We start from the raw sequence: 21,522 nt of genomic DNA, 5'->3' as shown, positions 1-21,522 counted from the left end.
ATAATTAACAAAGTTATTAACGCTTAAATAATGGCACAGAAGAACATGTTTCTCCATACATTATTGATTTGGCGTGTTTTTTTAGTTTAGAAGTAAGCATAGTGTAAGCGTTTATAGGGACTGGCTTGTTGCTACAGCCTTTAACGATTACTGGTTTATCTTGGTAAATTGAGGTGTCTAGTTGATCGATTTTATCTTGGTAGATTGAAGTTTCTAATTCCTCTAAAGTTCCGATATGGCACTTTTCGACAAAAGGTTCTAAATTAACGACCAACAACATAAATGCCCAATCTGGTATTATAGCATCTGTACTACAATTTATTGCGACGTACTGGTTTTTATATTGAGACCAGTCATATGCTTTTACTTGTTCTCTAAAATCTTTTTCTCTAAGGACTAATCCTTCATAAAGCCAATCTTTAATGTCAAAAACTACACGTTTACCAGACGGATAATAATCTTCTAGATCTATTACTTGCAGCTTGCTATTGGCTACGCGGTTTATAATTTCGTCTGCCATTTTGATTGCTTTTATAGCATTCCTAATTCTAGTTTTGCTTCTTCACTCATTAAGTCTTGTGACCATGGTGGATCAAAAGTAATTTCTACTTCAGCGTCTTTAATATCGTTAAGAGATTTTACTTTTTCTTCTACTTCAAGAGGTAAAGTTTCTGCAACTGGACAGTTTGGTGTTGTTAAGGTCATTAGGATTTTTACTTCGTAATCTTCGTTTACTAATACATCGTAAATTAATCCTAATTCGTAAATATCTACTGGTATTTCTGGATCGTAAATGGTTTTTAAAACCTTTACTATTTTTTCTCCTAATTCGGCTGTATCTATTGTGCTCATTTTCTTTTTCTTTTGTTATTCCGCGAAAGCGAAATTATTTTAATTGTGTTTGATAAGCAATTGCATACATCTTTAATTGCTTAATCATGCTAACTAATCCGTTTGCTCTTGTAGGAGATAGGTGTTCTTTTAATCCAATTTTATCAATAAAATCGGTATCTGCTTCGATAATATCTTTTGGGTGTTGGTTTGAGAACACACGAATTAAAATAGCTATAATCCCTTTGGTAATTATAGCATCGCTATCTGCAGTAAAGGCAACTTTATCTTCGTCCATTTGGGCATGTACCCAAACTTTGCTTTGACAACCTTTAATTATATGATCGTCGGTTTTGTATTGCTCGTCAATTAATGGTAAGGTTTTACCAAGGTCTATCATATATTGGTAACGCTCTTCCCAATCTTCAAACATTGAAAATTCATCTATGATGTCTTCTTGTATTTCTTTTATACTAGGCATAAGTCGTTTCTGTCTTTTTCAGTTACAAAATTAATGAATATTCTTCTATTGTAAGCCTTGACTTGTCGTTAAACCGTTCTTAATTTTTTGGCACTAAGTTTAAAAGATAGTTAACTAGTTCTGCAATTTCTTTTGGAGGATTACCTGCATCAAAAGATTGCGAATTATAAGTTTTTTCTCCAATAAAAATTTTTAAGTTAGCAATTGCAGCACCATCATATTGACGTGCTTTGCTTGGAGCTTCAAATTCATTAATTTTTGTAATGTCAAAATTACTAGCTAAGTTGGTTAAAGTTTCCCAATTCTTAGTTGTGCAATCTTTTGTTTCTTCTTTAGACGTGCGAGATAATTTATATGTAATTTTATCTTTATTAGATTTTACCATTAAATAACCGCCTCTTGTAACCGCAGTATATTCAAATGACGAAATGTCTAATTGCGTTGTTTTAGCGTTTGTTGATATTTCTGTGTTACTTTTAGCTAAGTCAGATTGTATATTTTTAGAAGCATTACATGCGTTTAAAAACAAGGTTAAAAAAATAAGAATATAGGTTTTCATCTTTATTGAAATTTATTATTTACTATAATAATACAAAAAAGACGCCAAATATGGCGTCTTTTAGAATTTTATGACTTTAATGGATTAGTTTCCTACTAAAGCAGATCTTGATCCGCCAGCTTGGAAGATAGCTCTCATTCTTTCTTTTTGACCTTGAGAGAACATATACATACACTCATCATTTACATAATCCATGTAATTCATAGTCATATCATTAGAACGACAATTAACAGTTGGATAAGAAGGACAACCATAATTTGGTCCATCTGATGATGGAGTGTCTGCAACAAAATCGTCTTGCTTACATCTTCCGTCTCCCCAAATATGACGTAAGTTTAAATAGTGTCCAACTTCATGAGTTAATGTTCTTCCTTGGTTGTAAGGTGCTGACGATCCTCCTGGTAAACTAGAGTATAATACTACAACTCCATCTGTTGCAGATGGTCCACCTGGGAATTGTGCATATCCTAAAATACCACCGCTAATGTTACATACCCAAATATTTAAGTGAGTAGAAGGTGTTACTGGTGGGTAAGCAGCTTTTACAGCATCATTAGTACTCCAAGCAGATGTAGAGTTTGAGTGTCTAAATGTACCAGCTAATGTAAAGTTGATTTCAGTGTCAGCTACTAAATTAGCAAATTCTGAAGGGACTTGGTTAACATCGTTATTTGAAGCTCTAAAATCATCATTTAACACAGCGATTTGAGCATTAATTTGTTGATCACTAACATTTTGAGCAGAATTACTGTAAACTACATGTACGTAAACAGGAATATTTACCACGCCTAAATTGTCGGAAGTGTCTCCACCACCGCCGCCAGATCCTCCAGATCCGCCGCCATTTCCATTTCCGTTACCTGCACCATCAGGTTTTTTTGAAGCAATAAAACTTCTAGTATTGTATTCTATGTCATACATTTTTTTATCTAAACCAGGATTTTCGTTTAATAGACGGTTTAGGTTTACCATCGAGTAGCAAACGGCTTTTCCTTGTGCTGCTCTTGCAGTTTCATCATTATCTGCATCTGTATACAAATAAAAATCTGACATGTCTACTTTAGCTTGTTCTTCGTTTAATGATTCACTTTGATTGTCGTTACAAGACATAAACAGCAGTGCTACACTAGCTATTCCTAAAAATAATTTTTTCATTTTGCTATATTTAATCAGTTTATGTTAGTTAATATACGGTATAAATCATAAATTATTAAATATTTTTCAAACAAAATATTAATTATTAGACAAAATGACAATTTTATTCAATAAAAAAGCACCTCTTTTATGAAGTGCTTTAAAAAAAATATATGTAAATCATGTTTAACTTAACATCATCTTTGCTTTTTTTACAGCAGTAACTAAAGCGTCTATTTCTTCTTTAGTATTATAGAATGCAAACGAAGCTCTTACTGTACCTGGTATTTTATAAAAATCCATTATTGGTTGCGTACAATGATGACCAGTACGAACAGCAATCCCCATTTTATCTAATAATGTACCAACATCATAAGGATGTATACCATCTAAGTTAAATGATATTACAGATGTTTTGTTTTTAGAAGTTCCGTAGATTTTTAATCCTTCAATTTCTAAAAGTTTTTTAGTACCGTATTTTAAAAGCTCATGCTCATAAGTAGCAATGTTATCAAAGCCAATAGCATTCATATAATCTATTGCGGTTCCAAAAGCAATGCCTCCACAAATATTTGGTGTTCCTGCTTCGAATTTATGTGGTAAACCTGCGTACGTTGTTTTCTCAAAAGTAACTTGGTCAATCATTTCTCCACCACCTTGATAAGGCGGAAGTTTTTTTAACCATTCTTCTTTACCATAAAGCATACCAACACCTGTTGGTCCACACATTTTGTGAGCAGAGGTTACATAAAAATCTACATCTAATGCTTGTACATCTGGTTTTATATGTGGACAAGCTTGCGCACCATCTATTAAAACAGCAGCGCCAACTTGATGTGCTTTTTCAATAATTGTTTCAATAGGATTAATGGTGCCTAATGCGTTAGAAATATGATTAACAAAGACTAATTTAGTATTTTCAGAAAGTAAATTAACATAGGCATTCATGTCTAATTCGCCTTCATTAGTCATAGGGATCACTTTAAGCGTTGCTCCTGTTTTTTCGCAAAGCATTTGCCAAGGAACGATATTACTGTGATGCTCTAATGCAGAGACTAAAAGTTCATCTTTTTCATTTAAAAGTGAAGCAAAACCATTAGCAACTAAGTTAATGCTGTGTGTTGTTCCTGAAGTTAAAATAACTTCATAAGTATGTTTAGCATTAAAATGATTTTGAATAGTCTTACGTGCAGCTTCGTACTTATCTGTGGCTTCTTGACTTAGTGTGTGTACACCGCGATGTATATTAGCGTTATAATTAGAATAATAATCTACTATTACATCTATAACTTGTTGTGGTGTTTGCGACGTTGCAGCATTATCAAAATACACTAAAGGTTTACCATTTACTTGTCTATTAAGTATAGGAAAATCTTGTCTTATTTTATTTATTTCTAACATGCTACAAATTTACTACTTGTAACGCTTAAAATGGAATTTTTATAATTTATTTAGTGATTATTTTTTGAAATAAGTATATCTATATTCTCCATCACTAAAAGTAGATAAATTACCATATTCATCATACTTTGGACTACGATAGATTATCGATAATGGGTTGGCTTTGTTACCGTTTTCTTTAACTACTTCGTAAGTTAATGTTCCTTTGTTATTGTAGTCTTGGCTTATTTGATAATATCCGTTGTTTTTTAAAAATAGAATTTTTCCTTCATTAAATTTAGAGTAATCGTAGGTGTTTCTAAATTTTATGTCTTCTTCATTATCGTACAATAAACTGGTTTGTATAAGCCTTTTTTTGTTATCGTATTTGTATGTTGTTATTTCGCTTTTAAAGTTGTAGTTGTGTTTACTTTTATCTGTAGTGGCTTTTATAAGTAATTGGTCTTTATACTCGTATGTAATTGGATCTAGAATATAATAATCAGGTATGTTTTTAGTGTCTAATACTTCGTATTGAATAATATTTAGATCGTCGTTAAGTATATATTTTGAGTTTATTACACCATTTTCGCCTTCATATTTCGTTTCTAATATTGTTGTATTATCTGGATACTTATATTCCTTAACCAGTTTTTTATTTGCATCGTAAACATCATTATATTCTTTAACAAGTAACCCATCTTCATTAAATTGTAATTGCCATGAATTATTAAGTGTTACGGTTTGAATATTTCCTACTAAATTGAAATGTTCTAGTTTGTATTTTAAAATTATTGGGTTTAAAGGCGCTTCTTTAATTGGAGGATTTTTTTGTGCTATTAATAACGTTGTGATAAATAGACATAGAAGAGTAATAATGTTTTTCATGATATTATTTTTTGTCAAATTTAAGAGACAAGAATATCATATAACATTAGGCAATTGTCGTATTTTTAAATTGTTGTATAAAAAAAAGCAGCTATTTAATAGCTGCTTTTTTTTATAGATCAAATCCTATATTGACGCCTAATTTAAGAGCAATAAGTTTTGTTATTCTTTGTTTGAGTTCTGGTATTTTTACCGAACTTAATACGTTGTTACTAAATGCAAACATTAATAATCCTCTTGCTTCTTTTTCTGGGATACCTCTAGATTTTAAATAGAATAAAGCACTTTCGTCTAACTGACCAATTGTACAACCGTGAGAGCATTTTACATCGTCTGCAAAAATTTCTAGTTGAGGTTTGGTGTTAATTGTAGCTTTATCGCTAACTAAAATATTGTTGTTAGATTGAAAAGCATTTGTTTTTTGTGCTTCTTTTTCAACAACTACTTTACCATTAAATACGCCGGTTGCGTTATCGTCAAAAATACCTTTGTAATCTTGGTGACTTTCGCAATTTGGTTCTATATGATGTACTAATGTGTTATGATCTACATGTTGTTTTTCACCAATAATTGTTACTCCTTTTAATGTAGAATCTATACGCTCTCCGTTTTGATAATAATTAAGGTTATTTCTGGTTAATTTACCACCAAAACTAAAGGTGTGAACAGAAGCAAAACTTTCTTGCTTTTGCTCTACAAAAGTGTTGTCTATTAAAGAGGCATTTAGATTATCATTTTGAATTTTATAATAATCAACAATTGCGCGTTTGTTGGCAAATATTTCTGTAACACTATTGGTTAATACAGGATTGTCTGTAAGACTTTGATGACGTTCTATAATTTGTACATGACTATTCTCGTCAACTACAATTAAGTTACGAGGTTGAAGCATAAGTGCAGACTCGTTACCTGTAGAAAAATGTACAATTTGAATAGGTTTGTTAACTACTTTGTTTTTTGGGACGTGAATAAACGCGCCTTCTTGAGAAAATGCTGTGTTTAAAGATGATAAGCCATCTTTTTCTGCTACTTTGTTAAAGTAATTTTCTATAACCAATTGGTATTTTGGTTTTGTTAATGCAGCAGACATTAAACAAACATCTAGACCTTCGTGTGTAGTTTGAGATAAATGAGATGAGTATTTACCGTCGATAAAAACAATCTTGTAAGTATCTATATCGTGAATAAAATATTGTTTTATATCACTATATTCTATAGCGTTTTCTTGTTTAGGGAATACGCTATAGTCATGTTTTAATATGCTGTTTAAAGATGTGTATTTCCAAGCTTCATCTTTTTTTGTAGGAAAGCCTTTATCTTCGAAAAGTTTTATAGCTTCTGTACGAATATCATGTATTTTAGTATCAACGTCTACATGGTCTTCAAAAGCCATGAAAGATGAAACTAATTTTTCTTTTAAACTCATTTGTTAAGTTTTCAGTATTCAGTCTTCAACGCATTTGTAAATGCTGCTTAAAGCTGTATTATTCTACATAATTTTAATTTGCTAGAAAGTGCTTATGCACCAACTTCTTCTTTAATCCAATCGTAACCTTTTTCTTCTAGCTCGTGTGCTAATTCTTTAGTTCCAGATTTAACAATACGTCCATTTAATAACACGTGTACATAATCTGGTACGATGTAATCTAATAAGCGTTGGTAGTGCGTAATTACTACAACAGCGTTATCTTTGTTTTTTAATTTATTTACACCGTTTGCAACAATACGTAAAGCGTCAATATCTAAACCAGAATCAGTTTCGTCAAGAATAGCTAATTTTGGTTCTAACATTGCCATTTGGAAAATTTCGTTACGCTTTTTTTCTCCTCCAGAAAACCCTTCGTTTAAAGAACGAGATAAGAATTTACGATCTATTTCTAGTAATTCTGATTTTTCACGAATTAGCTTTAACATCTCGTTAGCTGGCATATCTTCTAGCCCTTTTGCTTTTCTAGATTCGTTTATAGCAGTTTTCATAAAGTTGGTTACCGAAACTCCAGGAATTTCTACTGGATATTGAAACGATAAAAATACACCTTTATGTGCGCGCTCTTCTGCTGCAAGCTCGTTAATGTTTTCTCCTTCTAAAAAGATATCTCCATCCTCAACTTCGTAATCTTCTTTACCAGCAATTACAGAAGCTAATGTACTTTTACCAGAACCGTTTGGTCCCATAATGGCGTGTACTTCACCTGGTTTTACTTCTAGGTTAATACCTTTTAATATAGATTTGTCTTCTACGCTTGCGTGTAAGTTATTTATCTTTAACATACTGTTTATTTTCCTAATTTAATAACGTCGTTTTTATTCGGGTCTAGTGCTTTAACACTATGTATTTTTTCTATTTTTAGTTTGTATGGCCAGCCTTCTTCATTTTTATCTTTTGGGATAATTTGTGCCTCTACATCTGCTATAACCATATCTGTAGCTTCTTTTTTGTAAGGCTCTGCTTCTTTATTTAAAGCTTTAGATTTTTCATCTAAAATAACACCGTAAATATCATTTTTTACTTGAAAAACTGCTGCGTCTGCATAGTATACAAACTCTCCAACTAATCTTTTGGTTTCAACTTTTTTATCTGTTGAAGTGGTTTCGGTGTGTTTCTTTTCGTCTTTACAACCAAAAGCTAATATGATAGTACAAATAAGAATTATTTTTTTCATTTTTTACTATTGAATTGGTTCTGGTGCTGGATTTAAACTGTTATAATCTTTTGTTGAATGTTGTATAATAACACGTGCTTCTTTTTCTTTTGCAAATGTTTCAAAAACTTCCATTGATGCTAAAGTTTGGTCAACATCATGATTAAAGATTGGTACTCTAGAGTTTTCTCTGCTTTCTTCCATGTGATACATGTCTCCTGTAAGCATTAATGGTCCTTCTTGTTCTAAATCTACAAATAAAGATTGGTGACCTGGCGTATGACCTGGAGTTGATACTATAACAACTCTTCCGTCACCAAAAACATCATAATTACCATTTATTTTCTTTAAAGCTTTTAAGTTTTTTATCGCGTTAAAGTTGTCTGGACTTTGTTTTTTTTGTTCTTCGCTAGTTACAAAGTTATACTCGTTTTCTTGAACGATCCAAATGGCGTTTGGTAATTTAGATGCAGATCCAGAATGGTCAAAATGTGTATGCGATAGGGCAATATATTTTACATCATTGGTTGATAAGCCTATTGACTTTAGTTGTTCTTCAATTCCAGTTTTTCTACTTACAGTAAAAGCGCCTTCTGGAGTTGTAAATGGTTCTTTTCCTATTAAATCTTCAGACAATCCTGCGTCCCATAATAAGTTACCGTCTGGATGCTGAATTAAATAAAAAGCATCTGCAAAGGTTTTTGATTGTCCTTTGTAAGCATCATCTTGAGAAAAAATTTCAAGCATGTTAACTTGAACAGTACCACCATCAAACATAAACATTTTAATAGGCTCTTTTTTAACCTCAGTTTCTGTTTGCTCTACACTAGTTTCTTTTTTGTCTTTTTTACAAGCAACAAATAATGAAAGGGTAATAAGAAGAATGATTAGTTTTTTCATAGTTAAATATTGATTATCCTACAGAACCTTCTAATGAAATTTCTAAAAGTTTTTGCGCTTCTACAGCAAACTCCATAGGTAATTTATTTAATACTTCTTTACTAAAACCGTTGACGATTAAAGCAATTGCTTTTTCGGTATCAATACCACGTTGATTACAATAAAAGATTTGATCTTCTCCAATCTTACTGGTTGTAGCTTCGTGTTCTATTTGTGCCGATTTGTTTTTTGCTTCAATGTATGGGAATGTATGTGCGCCACACTCGTTACCCATTAGTAAACTATCACACTGTGAAAAGTTACGTGCATTTTCTGCGCGACCTGCTATTTGTACTAATCCGCGGTAAGAGTTTTGAGATTTACCTGCAGAAATCCCTTTAGAAATAATTGTAGATTTTGTGTTTTTACCAAGATGGATCATCTTAGTCCCTGTATCTGCTTGCTGGAAATTATTAGTTACTGCAATAGAATAAAACTCGCCAACACTGTTATCTCCTTTTAATACGCAGCTTGGGTACTTCCAAGTTACAGCACTACCTGTTTCTACCTGAGTCCAAGAAATTTTTGCGTTTTTCTCACATAAACCACGTTTGGTTACAAAGTTATAAACACCACCTTTTCCTTCGGCATTTCCAGGAAACCAGTTTTGTACGGTACTGTATTTTATTTCGGCATCATCTAATGCTATAAGCTCTACAACAGCAGCGTGTAATTGGTTTTCGTCACGACTTGGTGCTGTACAACCTTCAAGATAGCTTACATAACTACCTTGATCTGCTACAACTAATGTACGCTCAAACTGTCCTGTTCCTGCTTGATTAATACGGAAGTATGTTGATAATTCCATTGGGCATTTTACACCTTTAGGGATGTAGCAAAAACTACCATCACTAAATACTGCGCTATTTAATGCTGCGTAAAAATTATCTTTTTTAGGTACAACGGTACCAATATATTTTTTTACTAAATCTGGATATTCGCGAATAGCTTCAGAGATAGAACAGAAAATAATACCTTTTTCTGCTAATGTCTTTTTAAATGTTGTTGCAACAGAAACAGAGTCTACAACAACATCCATAGCAACACCTGCTAATTTTTTTTGTTCGTCTAAAGAAATTCCAAGTTTATTAAAAGTGTCTAATAATTCTGGATCTACTTCGTCTAAACTATCGTATTTAGGTTTGTTGTTTGGAGCCGAGTAATAAGAAATAGCTTGAAAATCTGGTTTTTCGTAATGTACGTTTGCCCATTCTGGTTCTACCATTTCTTTCCAAGTTTTGAAGGCATCAAGACGCCACTCGGTCATCCATTCAGGTTCTTCTTTTTTAACCGAAATGGCACGAACAATGTCTTCGTTTAAACCAACAGGAAAGGTGTCAGATTCAATATCTGTGTAAAAACCGTATTCGTATTCTTTAGTTTTTAATTCTTCTCTTAAATCGTCTTCAGTATATTTTGACATAGTAATTTTTGTCTTCTTTTTTTAAAGTGAAAAACTTTCTCCGCAACCGCAAGTACGGTTGGCATTAGGGTTATTAAACACAAATCCAGTTCCGTTTAATCCTCCTGAATATTCTAAAGTGGTACCTATTAGGTATAAAAAACTTTTTTTGTCAACAATAATTTTAACCTCATTATCTTCAAAAACTTTATCTTCTTCTGCTTTGGTTTTGTCAAACTTTAAATCGTAAGATAAACCAGAGCAACCACCACTTTTTACACCAACTCTTATGTAGTCAGTGCTAGGATTAAAGCCATCATCATTCATTAATTCGATGACTTTCTTTTTTGCTGTATCAGAAACTTTTATCATACCTGTTTATTAGAGTTTATCTAAATAGAATGCAAAGATACAATTTAAGTCTCTGTTTACCATATTTAGTAACATTATATTAATAAATAGGCAGATTGATTTTTCTTATTGAGGAAGAAATGCGGGATTGTTTATAAATGAAGGGTCAGAAAGTGATAACAAGAAAGCTTTTAAGTTGTTCTTGTCTTCTTCTGAAAGTTGAACGCCACCTTGCTCTACTTTTTTCATTAAAGGATCAATAGTTGAAGAATTTTGAAGACCGCTACTGTAGTGTTCTATAACATCGTCTAAAGTTAGAAATCTACCGTCGTGCATATATGGTGCAGTGTAAGCTAAATTACGTAGTGTTGGTGACCTAAACTTACCATTATCATTAGGATTGCCTGTAACTGCACCCAAGCCTAAGTCTGTAAAAGTAGCATCTAAACCATTGTTGTGAAATTGATTGTCTGTCCAAAGCGGATTGTTAGGATTACCATGACAATGGAAACAATCACCACGTTCTTCATCCATAAACACATTTAAACCTTCTTGTTCTTGAGCAGTTAAGGTGGCTCCTCCATTTAGAAATTTATCAAATTTTGAATTACCAGAAATTAAAGTACGCTCAAATTGTGCAATTGCTTTTGTTACTAAGTCTTTTGTAATAGTTGAAGTACCAAACGCTTGGTTGAATAAATTTGGATATTCTGGATGGTTGTTAAGTCTGTCTTCTACATCACTCCATGAAGGATTTTCTAGCTCAATTGGATTGGTAACTGGTTCTAATGCTTGATGTTCTAGTCCTAATGCGCGTCCGTCCCAAAAGTATTTGTCATCAAAATTCCATGCTAAGTTAATTAAAGGCATACTATTGCGATTACCAAAATTTCCTGAAACACCTATGCTAAATTTATTAGAGTCTGAAAATCCATTTTGTGGCATATGGCAACTTGCACAAGCTTTTGTGTTATCTACAGATAGAATACGATCGTAAAATAAGCGTTTTCCTAAAGAAACACCTTCTTCTGTCATTGGATTGTCAAAAGGAATAATTGGATCTATTAACAATTGGTCAAAATGTTGCGGTACTTCTAATTGATAAGGTATAGGTACATAAGCATCATTATTGTTTATTGTGTCTTCAGATTTTGAACACGAACAAATAATAATTGTTAATAGGCAATATGTAATCCAATATTTCATTAATATTTATTGTATAATTTCACCTAAGCTAAATACAGATAATACATTTTCTTGCATCATTTTTTGTGCGGTATAATTAGGCATTAGTGGTGTGTCTAATACGTTTAAATCCCAAGTGTTTGGATTGGTAAAAAATTGGGCAATATTCATTTTAACTTCAATCGTTGCATTGTTTGAAATAGTGAATGACTCTGAAAATGTTATTGTTGCAAAATTTTGCTCAAAAACACCTTCGCTTACTCTTGCAGTTCCGTTATGATAATTAAAAGGAGCAGGGTTAGTTGTGTTAACATTATACATGCCATCAAATTGTAAAAAGTGATAACCGCCACCAAGCATGTCTGGCCAATTCCAAGAAGCAATATTTAAATCTGGATAAGCACCGTTTATATTATCTTGTTCGTTAAATCCCCAAATAAATTTAAGTTGATAATTACCTAGTGGAACGGCATTGGTTTCTGGAGAGAAATCATATGTATCTTCGTTTGATAAATCTGTAAATTTATAACCGTCAAATACATAGCTAAGGTTGTTGTCGGTATTAATTAATTCAATACGAGAGATAAGGTATCTTATTCTGTCAATGTTTATTACTTCTCCGTTTTCGTTTGTAAGATCTAAGTTTTCAAAATTAGAACTATCTAATAATTGGTCATTCCAATTGTGTGTAAATTTAAAACTAACACTAGCATTTGTTTCTGCTACAGCATTGTCGTCTGCATCTTCGCTACATGCAGTTAGGGTTAAAAATAAAGCTATTAATGTTGCTATTTTCTTCATTTAATTTAATGTTGTTATAATTAAGTCTTCAAAACCTTTGTTTTCTGGTATGTCAATATCGTTACTGCTAGAGACGCCAACAACTACAATTTTACCATTGTCTAATTGAGTAATTCCATGTCCGTAATCTATGTTGCTTCCTCCAATTGATGTTTGCCAATTTAAATCACCATTAGAATTAGTTTTAAATACCCAAATATCATTTTGTCCATTATTTTGAGTGAGTTGTCCTGTGCCACTTCTAGAGCTTCCGCAGTAAAGATATCCGTTTTCTAAATCAGAAATAACAGCCCGACCAACATCAAAACTTTCTCCTCCATAATTGGTTTCTTGTAGAAGTTGACCAGAATCATCAATTATAATAGACCATACATCTGCAGCACCTAAACTGTTTGAGATATCTGCATCTTCACTTCTTGTGTCACCAACAATTAGATAATTACCATTATTTGTTTTTATTATCTTACGTGCTTCGTCTATTTGAGAGCCTCCATAATTTTTTTTCCATTCTAAAATACCTTGACTATTTATTTTGATAACCCAAAAATCGTAAGAACCGATGTTATTTGTAACGTCAAAATCGGTGCTATCTGAGGATCCTATAATAATAAAGCCATTATCTTCTGTTTGTATTGTGTCGTAAGGCGTATCTGAGAAGGAACCGCCAAAATATTTACTCCATTGAAGGTTACCTGTTTCATCTATTTTTAAAGCCCAATAGTCGCCGCCAGCATGTAAGGTTTGATTACTTCTGGTGTTACCTTCTCCTCCAGAAGCAGTAACGTCTAAAACACCTGTTAAAAAATAACCGTTGTCATTTGTTTGTATTATTGATAATCCGTAATCTAAACCAGAATAGCCATAAGTTTTTTCCCATTCAATATTACCTTGAGGATCTGTTTTAAATACCCAAAAATCTTGTTGACCAGCATTATTACTTACGTCTCCATCGTTGCTAAAAGTGTATCCTATTACAATAAATCCACCATCGTTAGTTTGGATAATATCATTAGCTTTTTCATCATTACTACCTCCGTAAGTTTTGTTCCATAGTAAATTGTTGTTAGCGTCAAATTTTAATAACCATGCATCATAACTTTCGTCAGACTTGTTTGTGATATCGCCATTTACAGATTGTGTATATCCAACAACAGCGTATCCGCCATCAGATGTTTTGATTACTGCTTCTGCGCTATCATTTTTTGAACCGCCAAAAGTTGATATGTTTTCTATACTGCCTGTTGTTGTAACTTCTGGAGTTTCTTGTTCTTGTTGAGATTGAAGTGTGTCATCTTCAGTTTTACAAGAAGTTAAAACGAAAGCTAAGGCAATTATTTTTAGATAAATATGTTTCATTTAATTACTTTTTCTAATAATTAAAAGTCCAGCATCAATATCTCCTATTATAATATTTTCACTCTCAAAATAAGGATATACACTCCATGCACCATTAAAATCAGGATTGTCATCTGCAGGATAAGTATCAAAAAAACCAGTTTCAACAAGAGCGTTGGATGCTGCAGACACATTACTGATGTCTAATACTCTTAGACCTGCACGATAGTTGGCTAAATAATATTCGTTTCCTTTTACATAACCGTTATGATCAATTGCAGGTGTTGGTCCAAAATATGTTGAAGATAATGAAGGGTTGTCTAAATCGTTAAAGTCAAAAACTAAAGTCTTTGTGTTAAAGCCATAGGTGATTTCGTCTACCTCATCACCTAAAATAAAATAGGCTTGATCCTCTGTAAACCAACCTTGATGTGCGTAGGCTGTTTGAGGATAAGATATACTGCTTATTTGAGTGATGTTAGACTTATCTGTAACGTCTAAAATTACAACTTGATCTGTATTGCCATTACTACCTATGTATATTTGATGTCCAGTGTAGTCGCTGTCTGGTCCGTTATAAGTTACAACTTGCGCATCATGAGAGTAGCCTGCTGAGTTATATTCGCCTAAGTATGTCGGATTTAAAGGGTCAGTAATGTCTACAAATATAGGACCTCCATTATTATTGGTACATCCAACAAGGTATGCTGCACCTTCCTCTTCATTAATGACTATGTTGTGACAGCTATCTACACCGTTAAAGGTTGTATCTGCAGTAAATGTTACTGGTATAGAAGTAAGGTTTCTTAGCCTAGTAAGATCAAAGACCTGCATCCCATGCGTGCCTGCATTATCAGCAACAATAAAAGCATAGTTATTATAAGTTTTAACATCTCTCCATATACTTGAAGTTGTGTTTGTTTCAAGTCTACCTAAAAATATAGGGTTTGTTGCATCAGTAACATCTATAAATGCTGTGCTGTTAGTTAAAGCGGCTATTGCATATTCTTTTTGGGTTGATGGGTCTGTCCATCCCCAAATGTCATTACCTCTTGCTGCAGTAGATCCGCTTAAAGTTAGAACATCTATTTCTCCCATTAAATCAAAGCCATTACAGGGATAATTTCCTGCTAATCCATCAATACAGGGTGATTGAGAGCTTTGTGTACTATTGTTAGGCTGTGTTGAGGTAATCTCTTCATTTTCTGAACAACTAAGGTTTAATAAAAGAATAACTATTAAACTTAATGTTTTGTAATAGTGTTTTATTTTAAGCTTAAAGTTGTTCATTTTTTGTTATTTATTGATTATCAATTTTTTAGATATTCTATCGTTTATTCGGACAATATAAATCCCATTATTATAATTGTCTGTTGGTAAAACGAAGCTTCTGGCATTGATATTGTTTTTATCAAATACCTTTTTACCAAGTACATTAAATATTTGAACAGTCATTATTTTTTTTGTGCTGTTACTTGTTAATTTACTTTTACCTTTTGTTGGGTTGGGAGACATTGAAAAATTATTAGCAATTTCAAATTCTTTATTATTTAATGCATTATCACTTTCTCTAACTACGAATAAGCCGCTTTCTATATCACTAATAATAATATTTCCGCTTGCAAAATAAGGATATATACTCCAAGCGCCATTAAAAGCTGTGCTGTTGCTAGATGGGTAAGTATCAAAATAACCAATTTCTGTCATAGAGTTAGAAGTTGTGTTTACTGTTGAAATATCTACTACACGCATGCCAGCACGATAATTTGCTAAGTAAAACTTGTTACCTTTAATGTAGCCATTATGGTCTATTGCATCTGAAGGTCCATAATATGTTGATAACAATGATGGGTTATCTAAATCATTAACATCAAACACTAAAGTTCGTGTATTGTTTCCAAAATTCATTTCGTCTGTTTCGTCTCCAAAAATGAAATATTTATGATCTTCTGTAAACCAACCTTGATGTGCGTAACCTGGACTTGGATATGTAATTTCTGAAATAAACTGCGGATTGCTTTTGTCTGTAACATCTAAAAACACAACTTTATCATTAGATCCTCCATTACTAGCTGCTAAAATTTGTCTACCTATATAACTAGAAACTCCAGTAACATTACTAGCGTTTGTGTCTGGTCCATTATAAGTTATAACTTGTGCGTCATGTGTATATCCGCTTGCGGCGTAACTACCACTAATAGTTGGTGCGCTAGGGTTAGAAATGTCTACAAATATAGGTCCGCCACTAACTGCGTTACAGCCTACCAGATAAGCGGTTGCGTCTTCTTCATTAATAACTATATTATGACAGCTGCCAATGTTAATTCCGTTATCGCCACTAAATACCACAACTCCACCATCATTTATAGCACTAGTAAATGTTAAATCCGGATTTGGACCATTTCTTAAATTGGTTAAATCAAAAACTTGCATGCCATGATTACCTACGCCATCAGCAACTATGTAAGCATGATTATTATACACTTTTACATCTCGCCAATAGGATGTGTTTCCGTTTGCAGTTTCTATTCTTCCTAAAAAAGTTGGATTTAAAGGGTCAGAAATGTCAACAAAAGCAGTGCTGTTTGTTGTGCTAATAATAGCATATTCTTTTCCGTCTAAAGGATCGGTCCATCCCCAAATATCACTACCTTCTTCTGTCCCTAGTGTAGTTGCTAAAACAGAAATAGGTACTCTAGATAGCAAGTCGTAACCGTTGCAAGGGTAAGATGTTGTTACGCCATTTATTGTATGGGAAGCAAATCCATTTTCACATGGACTTTGAGCATTAGTTAAATAATAAAAAAGACTAAAAGCTATAAATGGTAATTTTTTTAAATAATTCATTTAGGTTAAGTTCTGATATTGAGATTTTAGCAAATTTAACAGAAATACTAACAATTAAATAAAATTTGTAGTTAATTTAGATTTATGCTAACTATTAATTATAACAATTAATCTTACTTTTTACCTACCTTTTAAAATAGCCTTAGTATTTTTGCACTATGATAGAAGATAAAAATCAACAACGTACAGATTTAGGTCAAATAGGAGAATTTGGCTTGATAGACCATTTAGCTAAAAATTTTGAAATCAAACAATCATCAACTATTAAAGGAATTGGCGATGACGCTGCTGTTTTAGATTTTAAAGGAGATAAAGTTGTAGTATCAACAGATTTTTTAGTTGAAGGTGTGCATTTTGATCTGTCCTACATGCCTTTAAAGCACCTAGGTTACAAAGCAGTTATGGTTAATTTATCTGATATTTATGCAATGAATGCACAAGCTTCTCAAGTTACTGTGTCTATTGCGGTTTCTAACAGGTTTCCGTTAGAAGCTATAGAAGAGCTTTACGCAGGTATACAAACTGCTTGCAATATTTATGGCGTAGATTTAGTAGGAGGAGATACTACAAGTTCAACATCTGGACTAGTAATTTCTGTTACAGCAATAGGTCATGTAGATAAAGATAATGAGGTATATCGTAGTGGAGCTAAACCAAACGATTTGCTTGTGGTTACCGGAGATTTAGGAGCTGCTTATTTAGGACTTCAAGTTTTAGAACGCGAAAAAGAAGTGTTTAAAGTAAACCCTCAAAATCAACCAGATTTAGATCAGTATACTTATTTGGTAGAAAGACAACTTAAACCAGAGGCAAGAAAGGATATTGTTAAGTTATTAAAGGAGTTAGATGTAAAACCTACATCTATGATTGATATTAGTGATGGTTTATCTTCAGAAATACTTCATATATGTAAAAATAGTGAAGTAGGTTGCGATCTATACGAAACCAAAATACCTTTAGATCCTCAAGTTATTGCTACTTGTGAAGAATTTAATATCGATAGTACAACAATAGCTTTAAACGGAGGTGAGGATTATGAGCTTTTAATGACGATAAGCCAAGAAGATTTCCCGAAAATTAAGGCCAATCCAAACCTAACAGTAATAGGATATATTACTGAAAAAAATTCAGGAGCACACTTAGTTACAAGAGCAGATCAAAAAATTGAATTGCAAGCGCAAGGATGGAAAAGTTTTAAATCTACAGAGGACTAGGACGTCATTTTAAATTGAGGATAATCAATCCTTTGTCTAGACAACCTAATTAGTTTGTTGTTATGTATTCGTTCTAAAACGGAATTAATTTCTTTAAATTTAGGAGTTAATTCTGTTAAGTCACCATTGCTATTGGTGGTCATTTCTTTTTTGCAATTGCAACATTTGTACTCTTTAACATGATAGGTGATATTTTTACTCACCTGAAAGTTGTGTCCAAAAATAGCGCAGTATAGACTACTGCGATTAGTTGTTTGGTTGTCTACTTTTCTCATCGGTGTATGTTTGTTTTAGATAGCTTTGGGGCTAAAAGATTAAAAATGTAGTAGTTAACATTTCGAATGTAAATAATAAAATCTAAAACACCGATAAAAAGTTATATTTTTTCGATGAAATACACTGTTTCTTGTAAGAAATCACTTTCATTTTCAATATAAGACATGTGTCCGCCTTCTAAAATGCTAATATCTAGAAGATTAATAGGTTTTAAAGATTCAAGGTCTTCTAAGCTTAAAATTGGGTCGTTTTTACCAGCAATAATTAGTTTCTTGCAGTTAAGATGTTTTAAAATTTTGGTTCTATCTTTTCTTAGCTTCATACCTTCTTGAGTAGCAATGTAACCTTGCAAAGGTGTTTTTAAAGCTTCTGTTTTTAAGGCTTCAATGTCTTCACTAAATAATTCTCTATTTTTTTCGTAAAATAAATTACTAATAGACATACTAACCAAGCTTTCGTAGTTTCTCTTTGCTGCTTTTATAGCTCGTGTTCTAGTATCATAACGTAACTGACTATCAGCAAATGGTGTCGAGTTCATTAAGCATAACCCATTAATGTATTCTGGATGTTTTTCGGCGAAAGCCAAAGCAACGTAACCGCCTAAAGAGTGACCTATTACTGTAAAGTTTTTAATATTTAATTGGGTAATTAATGCATGTATCATGTCTGCATTATCTTCCATAGTATGAATGTAACCCAAGCAATCGGTTTGACCATGACCTAATAAATCTACAGTTATTATTCTGTTAGTATATTTTAATGTGTCAACTAAAGCATTCCACATGGTGCTGTTTTCTAAAAATCCATGGATTAATACTATTGTATCACCTTTGCCAATATCGTTATAAGAAACCGTAATGTTTTTGTAGGTTGTTGTCATAGTTTGCAAATATAAGTTAAGAGCGTAAAAAGTAGCTCAAGGATTTATTATATTTGAAGACTTTCAACTTAAAATTTTTAAAATGAAAATTAATAAAATCACTTTCATTTTTGCCTTTTTTACATGTTTGTTTTTACAAGCTCAAATCGAAGAAAAGCAATTAGATAAATTAGTAGAAAAAACTTTAAAAACCTTTGATGTTCCTGGTATTTCTGTTGGGATTTTAAAAGATGGAAAAGTGGTTTACGCAAAAGGACATGGTGTTAGAGCATTGTCTAACCAAAAAGAAATGAATGAAAACACCTTAGTCGGTATAGCGTCAAACAGTAAAGGGTTTACCTGTTTTGCATTAGCAATGATGGTAGACCAAGGTAAATTAAGTTGGGACGATAAAGTTACAAAACACATTCCTGAATTTAGATTATACGATGCTTGGGTAACCCAAAATTTTACGGTTAGAGATTTGGTTACGCACAGAAGTGGACTAGGTTTAGGTGCAGGAGATTTAATGTTTTTTCCAGAAAACGACCATTTTGATGTGCAAAAAGTAATTGATAATTTAAAGTATATCGAGCCAAGTACCTCGTTTAGAAGTACGTTTGAATACAATAACAATATGTTTATCGTTGCTGGTGAAGTTTTAAAACGTGTAAGCGGATTATCTTGGGAAGATTTTATAGAAACTAAAATCTTAAAACCTGTTGGGATGACTAACAGTAAAGCTGCTTACAGTCGTGTGACAGATAAGTCTAATATAATCGAAGCACATACGATGGCTGATGGTAAATTAGAAGAAATTCCGCATGATTGGGATGATACTGCTAATGCTGCTGGAGGAATTGTAAGTAACGTTACCGATATGCTAACTTGGGCAAAATTTTTAATGAATGATGCTGTAACCGAAAACGGAACACGATTATTAAGTGAAGATCAATTACACGAGCTTTGGCAACTACAAACACCATTAAAAGTTAGAGCCAATGACAGTTACAATTCTAATTTTAGAGGGTATGGTTTAGGTTGGTTTGTAACCGATGTAAAAGGCGGATATAAACAAGTGTATCACACTGGCGGGTTATTAGGAACAGTGACCCAATTTACTATCATTCCAGAACTAAATTTAGGAATAGTTGTCTTAACTAATCAAATGAATGGTTCTGCATTTACCACTATAACCAACACCATTAAAGACACGTATTTAGGTTACGAAGATAGAGATTGGTTGGACAAATTAGGACAAAGCAACAAAGATTGGTATAAGTACAACGATAGTATCAAAACCGAAGTATTTAATAAAGTTGAAATGATGACATCAAACCCAATCATACCTAGTCCAGAACAAATTACAGGTACGTTTACCGATGCTTGGTTTGGTGATATGGTGATTAAAGAAGAAGGTGAAGATTTGTTAATTTCATCGGAAAACTCTAAAACTATTAAAGGTCAATTATTACCATATAACGCCACAACATTTGTAGTAAAATGGGATAATCGTAGTTATGATGCCGATTGCTTTATGCAATTTACTTTTGATGAAAAAGGAAAAGCACAAAGTGCTACCCTAAAACCAATTGCACCTATAACAGATTTTAGTTACGATTTTGAAGATTTGTTTTTAAAAAGGACAGAATAGTTAATTCTTCAAATTTTTAATCACAGAAAACGCTTTGTCTACCACGTGATCTTCAACCAATACAGTAAACTCATTGGTAGTAGAAACCACTTCGTAAATTGGGATGTTTTCCCAAGCTAAGCGCTTAAAAATTTGATAATACAAACCAGATACTTTAGAGTTGTCTTTAGGTAATCGTACACTTATTGCAGACAAACCTTCTTGCAATCCAATTTGAATTTCATCTTTAAAACGTTTTAAAACTTTCTTGTTTTCAGAGCTAGAAATAATAATGTTGCTTTCGTAAATTCCTCTGGTAAACGCATAAAAAATGTCTTTGTTCGTTTCGACTTGTTCTAAAATTTTGGTGTGACATTGTATTAAGGTTTCCGAGTTTTGAAACGTAAAATCACTAAGGTTAGAACGTACCGTAATATCACCAAGTTTTTGAAGCGTCGTTTTTAGTTTTAAAGAATGACGTAAATTATTTGGTGTATTGTAACGTCTTAATGCCATCATAATAGCGCCAGATTTTACGGGTTTTCTTAGCATATTGCTAATAGGTTCGCGTAGCTCTTCTGCTAAAGCAGAATAATTTATAATACTGCGTGTTAAAGCTTCTTCTAAAAATGGTTGTGCAATTAAGATATCTTCAACGCAAGATGAAATGGTTTTCATAATGTTAATTATTTAACAATTTGTGTAAAAGTAGTATAATTTTTTCATTTTTAAGGCTATTGCTAAGGTTAATAGTAGTTTAGCAGT

23 protein-coding genes are annotated in these 21,522 nt (G+C 32.6%); 2 read left to right on the top strand and 21 right to left on the bottom strand.

Annotated elements, in window-relative coordinates; translation table 11 throughout:
• Window positions 1–16 precede the first annotated feature (16 nt).
• From H574_RS0103075 to H574_RS0102990, 18 genes are all read right to left on the bottom strand, one after another.
• Window positions 17–520, bottom strand: coding sequence for a DUF2480 family protein (locus tag H574_RS0103075; RefSeq protein ID WP_027879152.1), 504 nt, complete (start codon window positions 518–520; stop codon window positions 17–19).
• Window positions 521–531: 11 nt separating this feature from the next.
• Entirely contained in the window at window positions 532–852 is a 321-nt protein-coding gene (locus H574_RS0103070) for a DUF59 domain-containing protein (RefSeq protein ID WP_027879151.1), read from the bottom strand.
• Window positions 853–886: 34 nt separating this feature from the next.
• The gene (locus H574_RS0103065; RefSeq protein ID WP_027879150.1) at window positions 887–1,312 is read right to left on the bottom strand and encodes a SufE family protein; all 426 of its coding nucleotides are present in this window, start codon (window positions 1,310–1,312) and stop codon (window positions 887–889) included.
• 79 nt (window positions 1,313–1,391) lie between these two features.
• Window positions 1,392–1,871 carry a hypothetical protein gene (locus tag H574_RS0103060; RefSeq protein ID WP_027879149.1) on the bottom strand — a complete coding sequence of 160 codons (480 nt, stop codon included), beginning with the start codon at window positions 1,869–1,871 and terminating at the stop codon, window positions 1,392–1,394.
• Between the two features lie 84 nt (window positions 1,872–1,955).
• Window positions 1,956–3,026: a zinc metalloprotease gene (locus tag H574_RS0103055; protein WP_027879148.1), complete on the bottom strand. Its 1,071-nt coding sequence runs from the start codon at window positions 3,024–3,026 to the stop codon at window positions 1,956–1,958.
• A 165-nt stretch (window positions 3,027–3,191) separates the two neighbouring features.
• Complete coding sequence (locus H574_RS0103050) at window positions 3,192–4,406, bottom strand: aminotransferase class V-fold PLP-dependent enzyme (RefSeq protein WP_027879147.1); 1,215 nt, start codon at window positions 4,404–4,406, stop codon at window positions 3,192–3,194.
• A gap of 57 nt (window positions 4,407–4,463) precedes the next feature.
• Entirely contained in the window at window positions 4,464–5,273 is an 810-nt protein-coding gene (locus H574_RS0103045) for a hypothetical protein (protein WP_027879146.1), read from the bottom strand.
• Between the two features lie 112 nt (window positions 5,274–5,385).
• A complete protein-coding gene (gene sufD / locus H574_RS0103040; protein WP_027879145.1) occupies window positions 5,386–6,699 on the bottom strand; it encodes a Fe-S cluster assembly protein SufD in 1,314 nt (437 codons plus the stop codon).
• 92 nt (window positions 6,700–6,791) lie between these two features.
• Entirely contained in the window at window positions 6,792–7,544 is a 753-nt protein-coding gene (gene sufC, locus H574_RS0103035) for a Fe-S cluster assembly ATPase SufC (protein ID WP_027879144.1), read from the bottom strand.
• 5 nt (window positions 7,545–7,549) lie between these two features.
• Window positions 7,550–7,936, bottom strand: a complete 387-nt coding sequence (locus H574_RS0103030; RefSeq protein WP_027879143.1) for a hypothetical protein — start codon at window positions 7,934–7,936, stop codon at window positions 7,550–7,552.
• Between the two features lie 6 nt (window positions 7,937–7,942).
• On the bottom strand, window positions 7,943–8,815 hold the full coding sequence (mzmL, locus tag H574_RS0103025; RefSeq protein ID WP_027879142.1) for a quorum-quenching N-acyl-homoserine lactonase MzmL: 873 nt from the start codon (window positions 8,813–8,815) through the stop codon (window positions 7,943–7,945).
• 13 nt (window positions 8,816–8,828) lie between these two features.
• Window positions 8,829–10,277, bottom strand: coding sequence for a Fe-S cluster assembly protein SufB (gene sufB, locus H574_RS0103020; protein ID WP_027879141.1), 1,449 nt, complete (start codon window positions 10,275–10,277; stop codon window positions 8,829–8,831).
• A 21-nt stretch (window positions 10,278–10,298) separates the two neighbouring features.
• A complete protein-coding gene (locus H574_RS0103015) occupies window positions 10,299–10,628 on the bottom strand; it encodes a HesB/IscA family protein (protein WP_027879140.1) in 330 nt (109 codons plus the stop codon).
• 105 nt (window positions 10,629–10,733) lie between these two features.
• Window positions 10,734–11,813: a cytochrome-c peroxidase gene (locus H574_RS0103010; RefSeq protein WP_027879139.1), complete on the bottom strand. Its 1,080-nt coding sequence runs from the start codon at window positions 11,811–11,813 to the stop codon at window positions 10,734–10,736.
• Between the two features lie 6 nt (window positions 11,814–11,819).
• Entirely contained in the window at window positions 11,820–12,593 is a 774-nt protein-coding gene (locus H574_RS0103005) for an MbnP family protein (protein WP_027879138.1), read from the bottom strand.
• On the bottom strand, window positions 12,594–13,949 hold the full coding sequence (locus H574_RS0103000; protein WP_027879137.1) for a hypothetical protein: 1,356 nt from the start codon (window positions 13,947–13,949) through the stop codon (window positions 12,594–12,596).
• Window positions 13,950–15,218, bottom strand: a complete 1,269-nt coding sequence (locus H574_RS0102995; protein ID WP_027879136.1) for a choice-of-anchor B family protein — start codon at window positions 15,216–15,218, stop codon at window positions 13,950–13,952.
• 6 nt (window positions 15,219–15,224) lie between these two features.
• Window positions 15,225–16,775 (bottom strand): choice-of-anchor B family protein, encoded by a 1,551-nt coding sequence (locus H574_RS0102990; RefSeq protein WP_036227034.1) that lies wholly within the window; start codon window positions 16,773–16,775, stop codon window positions 15,225–15,227.
• A 158-nt stretch (window positions 16,776–16,933) separates the two neighbouring features.
• Between H574_RS0102990 and thiL the strand changes: the two genes are divergently transcribed.
• Window positions 16,934–17,989 (top strand): thiamine-phosphate kinase, encoded by a 1,056-nt coding sequence (thiL, locus tag H574_RS0102985; protein WP_027879134.1) that lies wholly within the window; start codon window positions 16,934–16,936, stop codon window positions 17,987–17,989.
• Here the strand turns inward: thiL and H574_RS14530 are convergent.
• Together H574_RS14530 and H574_RS0102980 are read right to left on the bottom strand one after the other, a co-directional pair.
• Window positions 17,986–18,264: a hypothetical protein gene (locus H574_RS14530; RefSeq protein ID WP_081653165.1), complete on the bottom strand. Its 279-nt coding sequence runs from the start codon at window positions 18,262–18,264 to the stop codon at window positions 17,986–17,988. The genes thiL and H574_RS14530 overlap by 4 nt on opposite strands.
• 101 nt (window positions 18,265–18,365) lie before the next feature.
• The gene (locus tag H574_RS0102980; RefSeq protein ID WP_027879133.1) at window positions 18,366–19,145 is read right to left on the bottom strand and encodes an alpha/beta fold hydrolase; all 780 of its coding nucleotides are present in this window, start codon (window positions 19,143–19,145) and stop codon (window positions 18,366–18,368) included.
• An 82-nt stretch (window positions 19,146–19,227) separates the two neighbouring features.
• On the opposite strand from H574_RS0102980, the gene H574_RS0102975 reads away from it, so the two are divergent.
• The gene (locus H574_RS0102975; protein ID WP_027879132.1) at window positions 19,228–20,778 is read left to right on the top strand and encodes a serine hydrolase; all 1,551 of its coding nucleotides are present in this window, start codon (window positions 19,228–19,230) and stop codon (window positions 20,776–20,778) included.
• Here the strand turns inward: H574_RS0102975 and H574_RS0102970 are convergent, their stop codons facing one another.
• Entirely contained in the window at window positions 20,779–21,435 is a 657-nt protein-coding gene (locus H574_RS0102970; RefSeq protein WP_027879131.1) for a hypothetical protein, read from the bottom strand.
• Between the last annotated feature and the right edge of the window lie 87 nt (window positions 21,436–21,522).

The organism is Mesoflavibacter zeaxanthinifaciens DSM 18436, from assembly GCF_000422365.1.
In the GTDB taxonomy this organism is placed as follows: Bacteria; Bacteroidota; Bacteroidia; order Flavobacteriales; family Flavobacteriaceae; genus Mesoflavibacter; species Mesoflavibacter zeaxanthinifaciens.
This window is presented reverse-complemented; position numbering and strand designations above follow the sequence as displayed.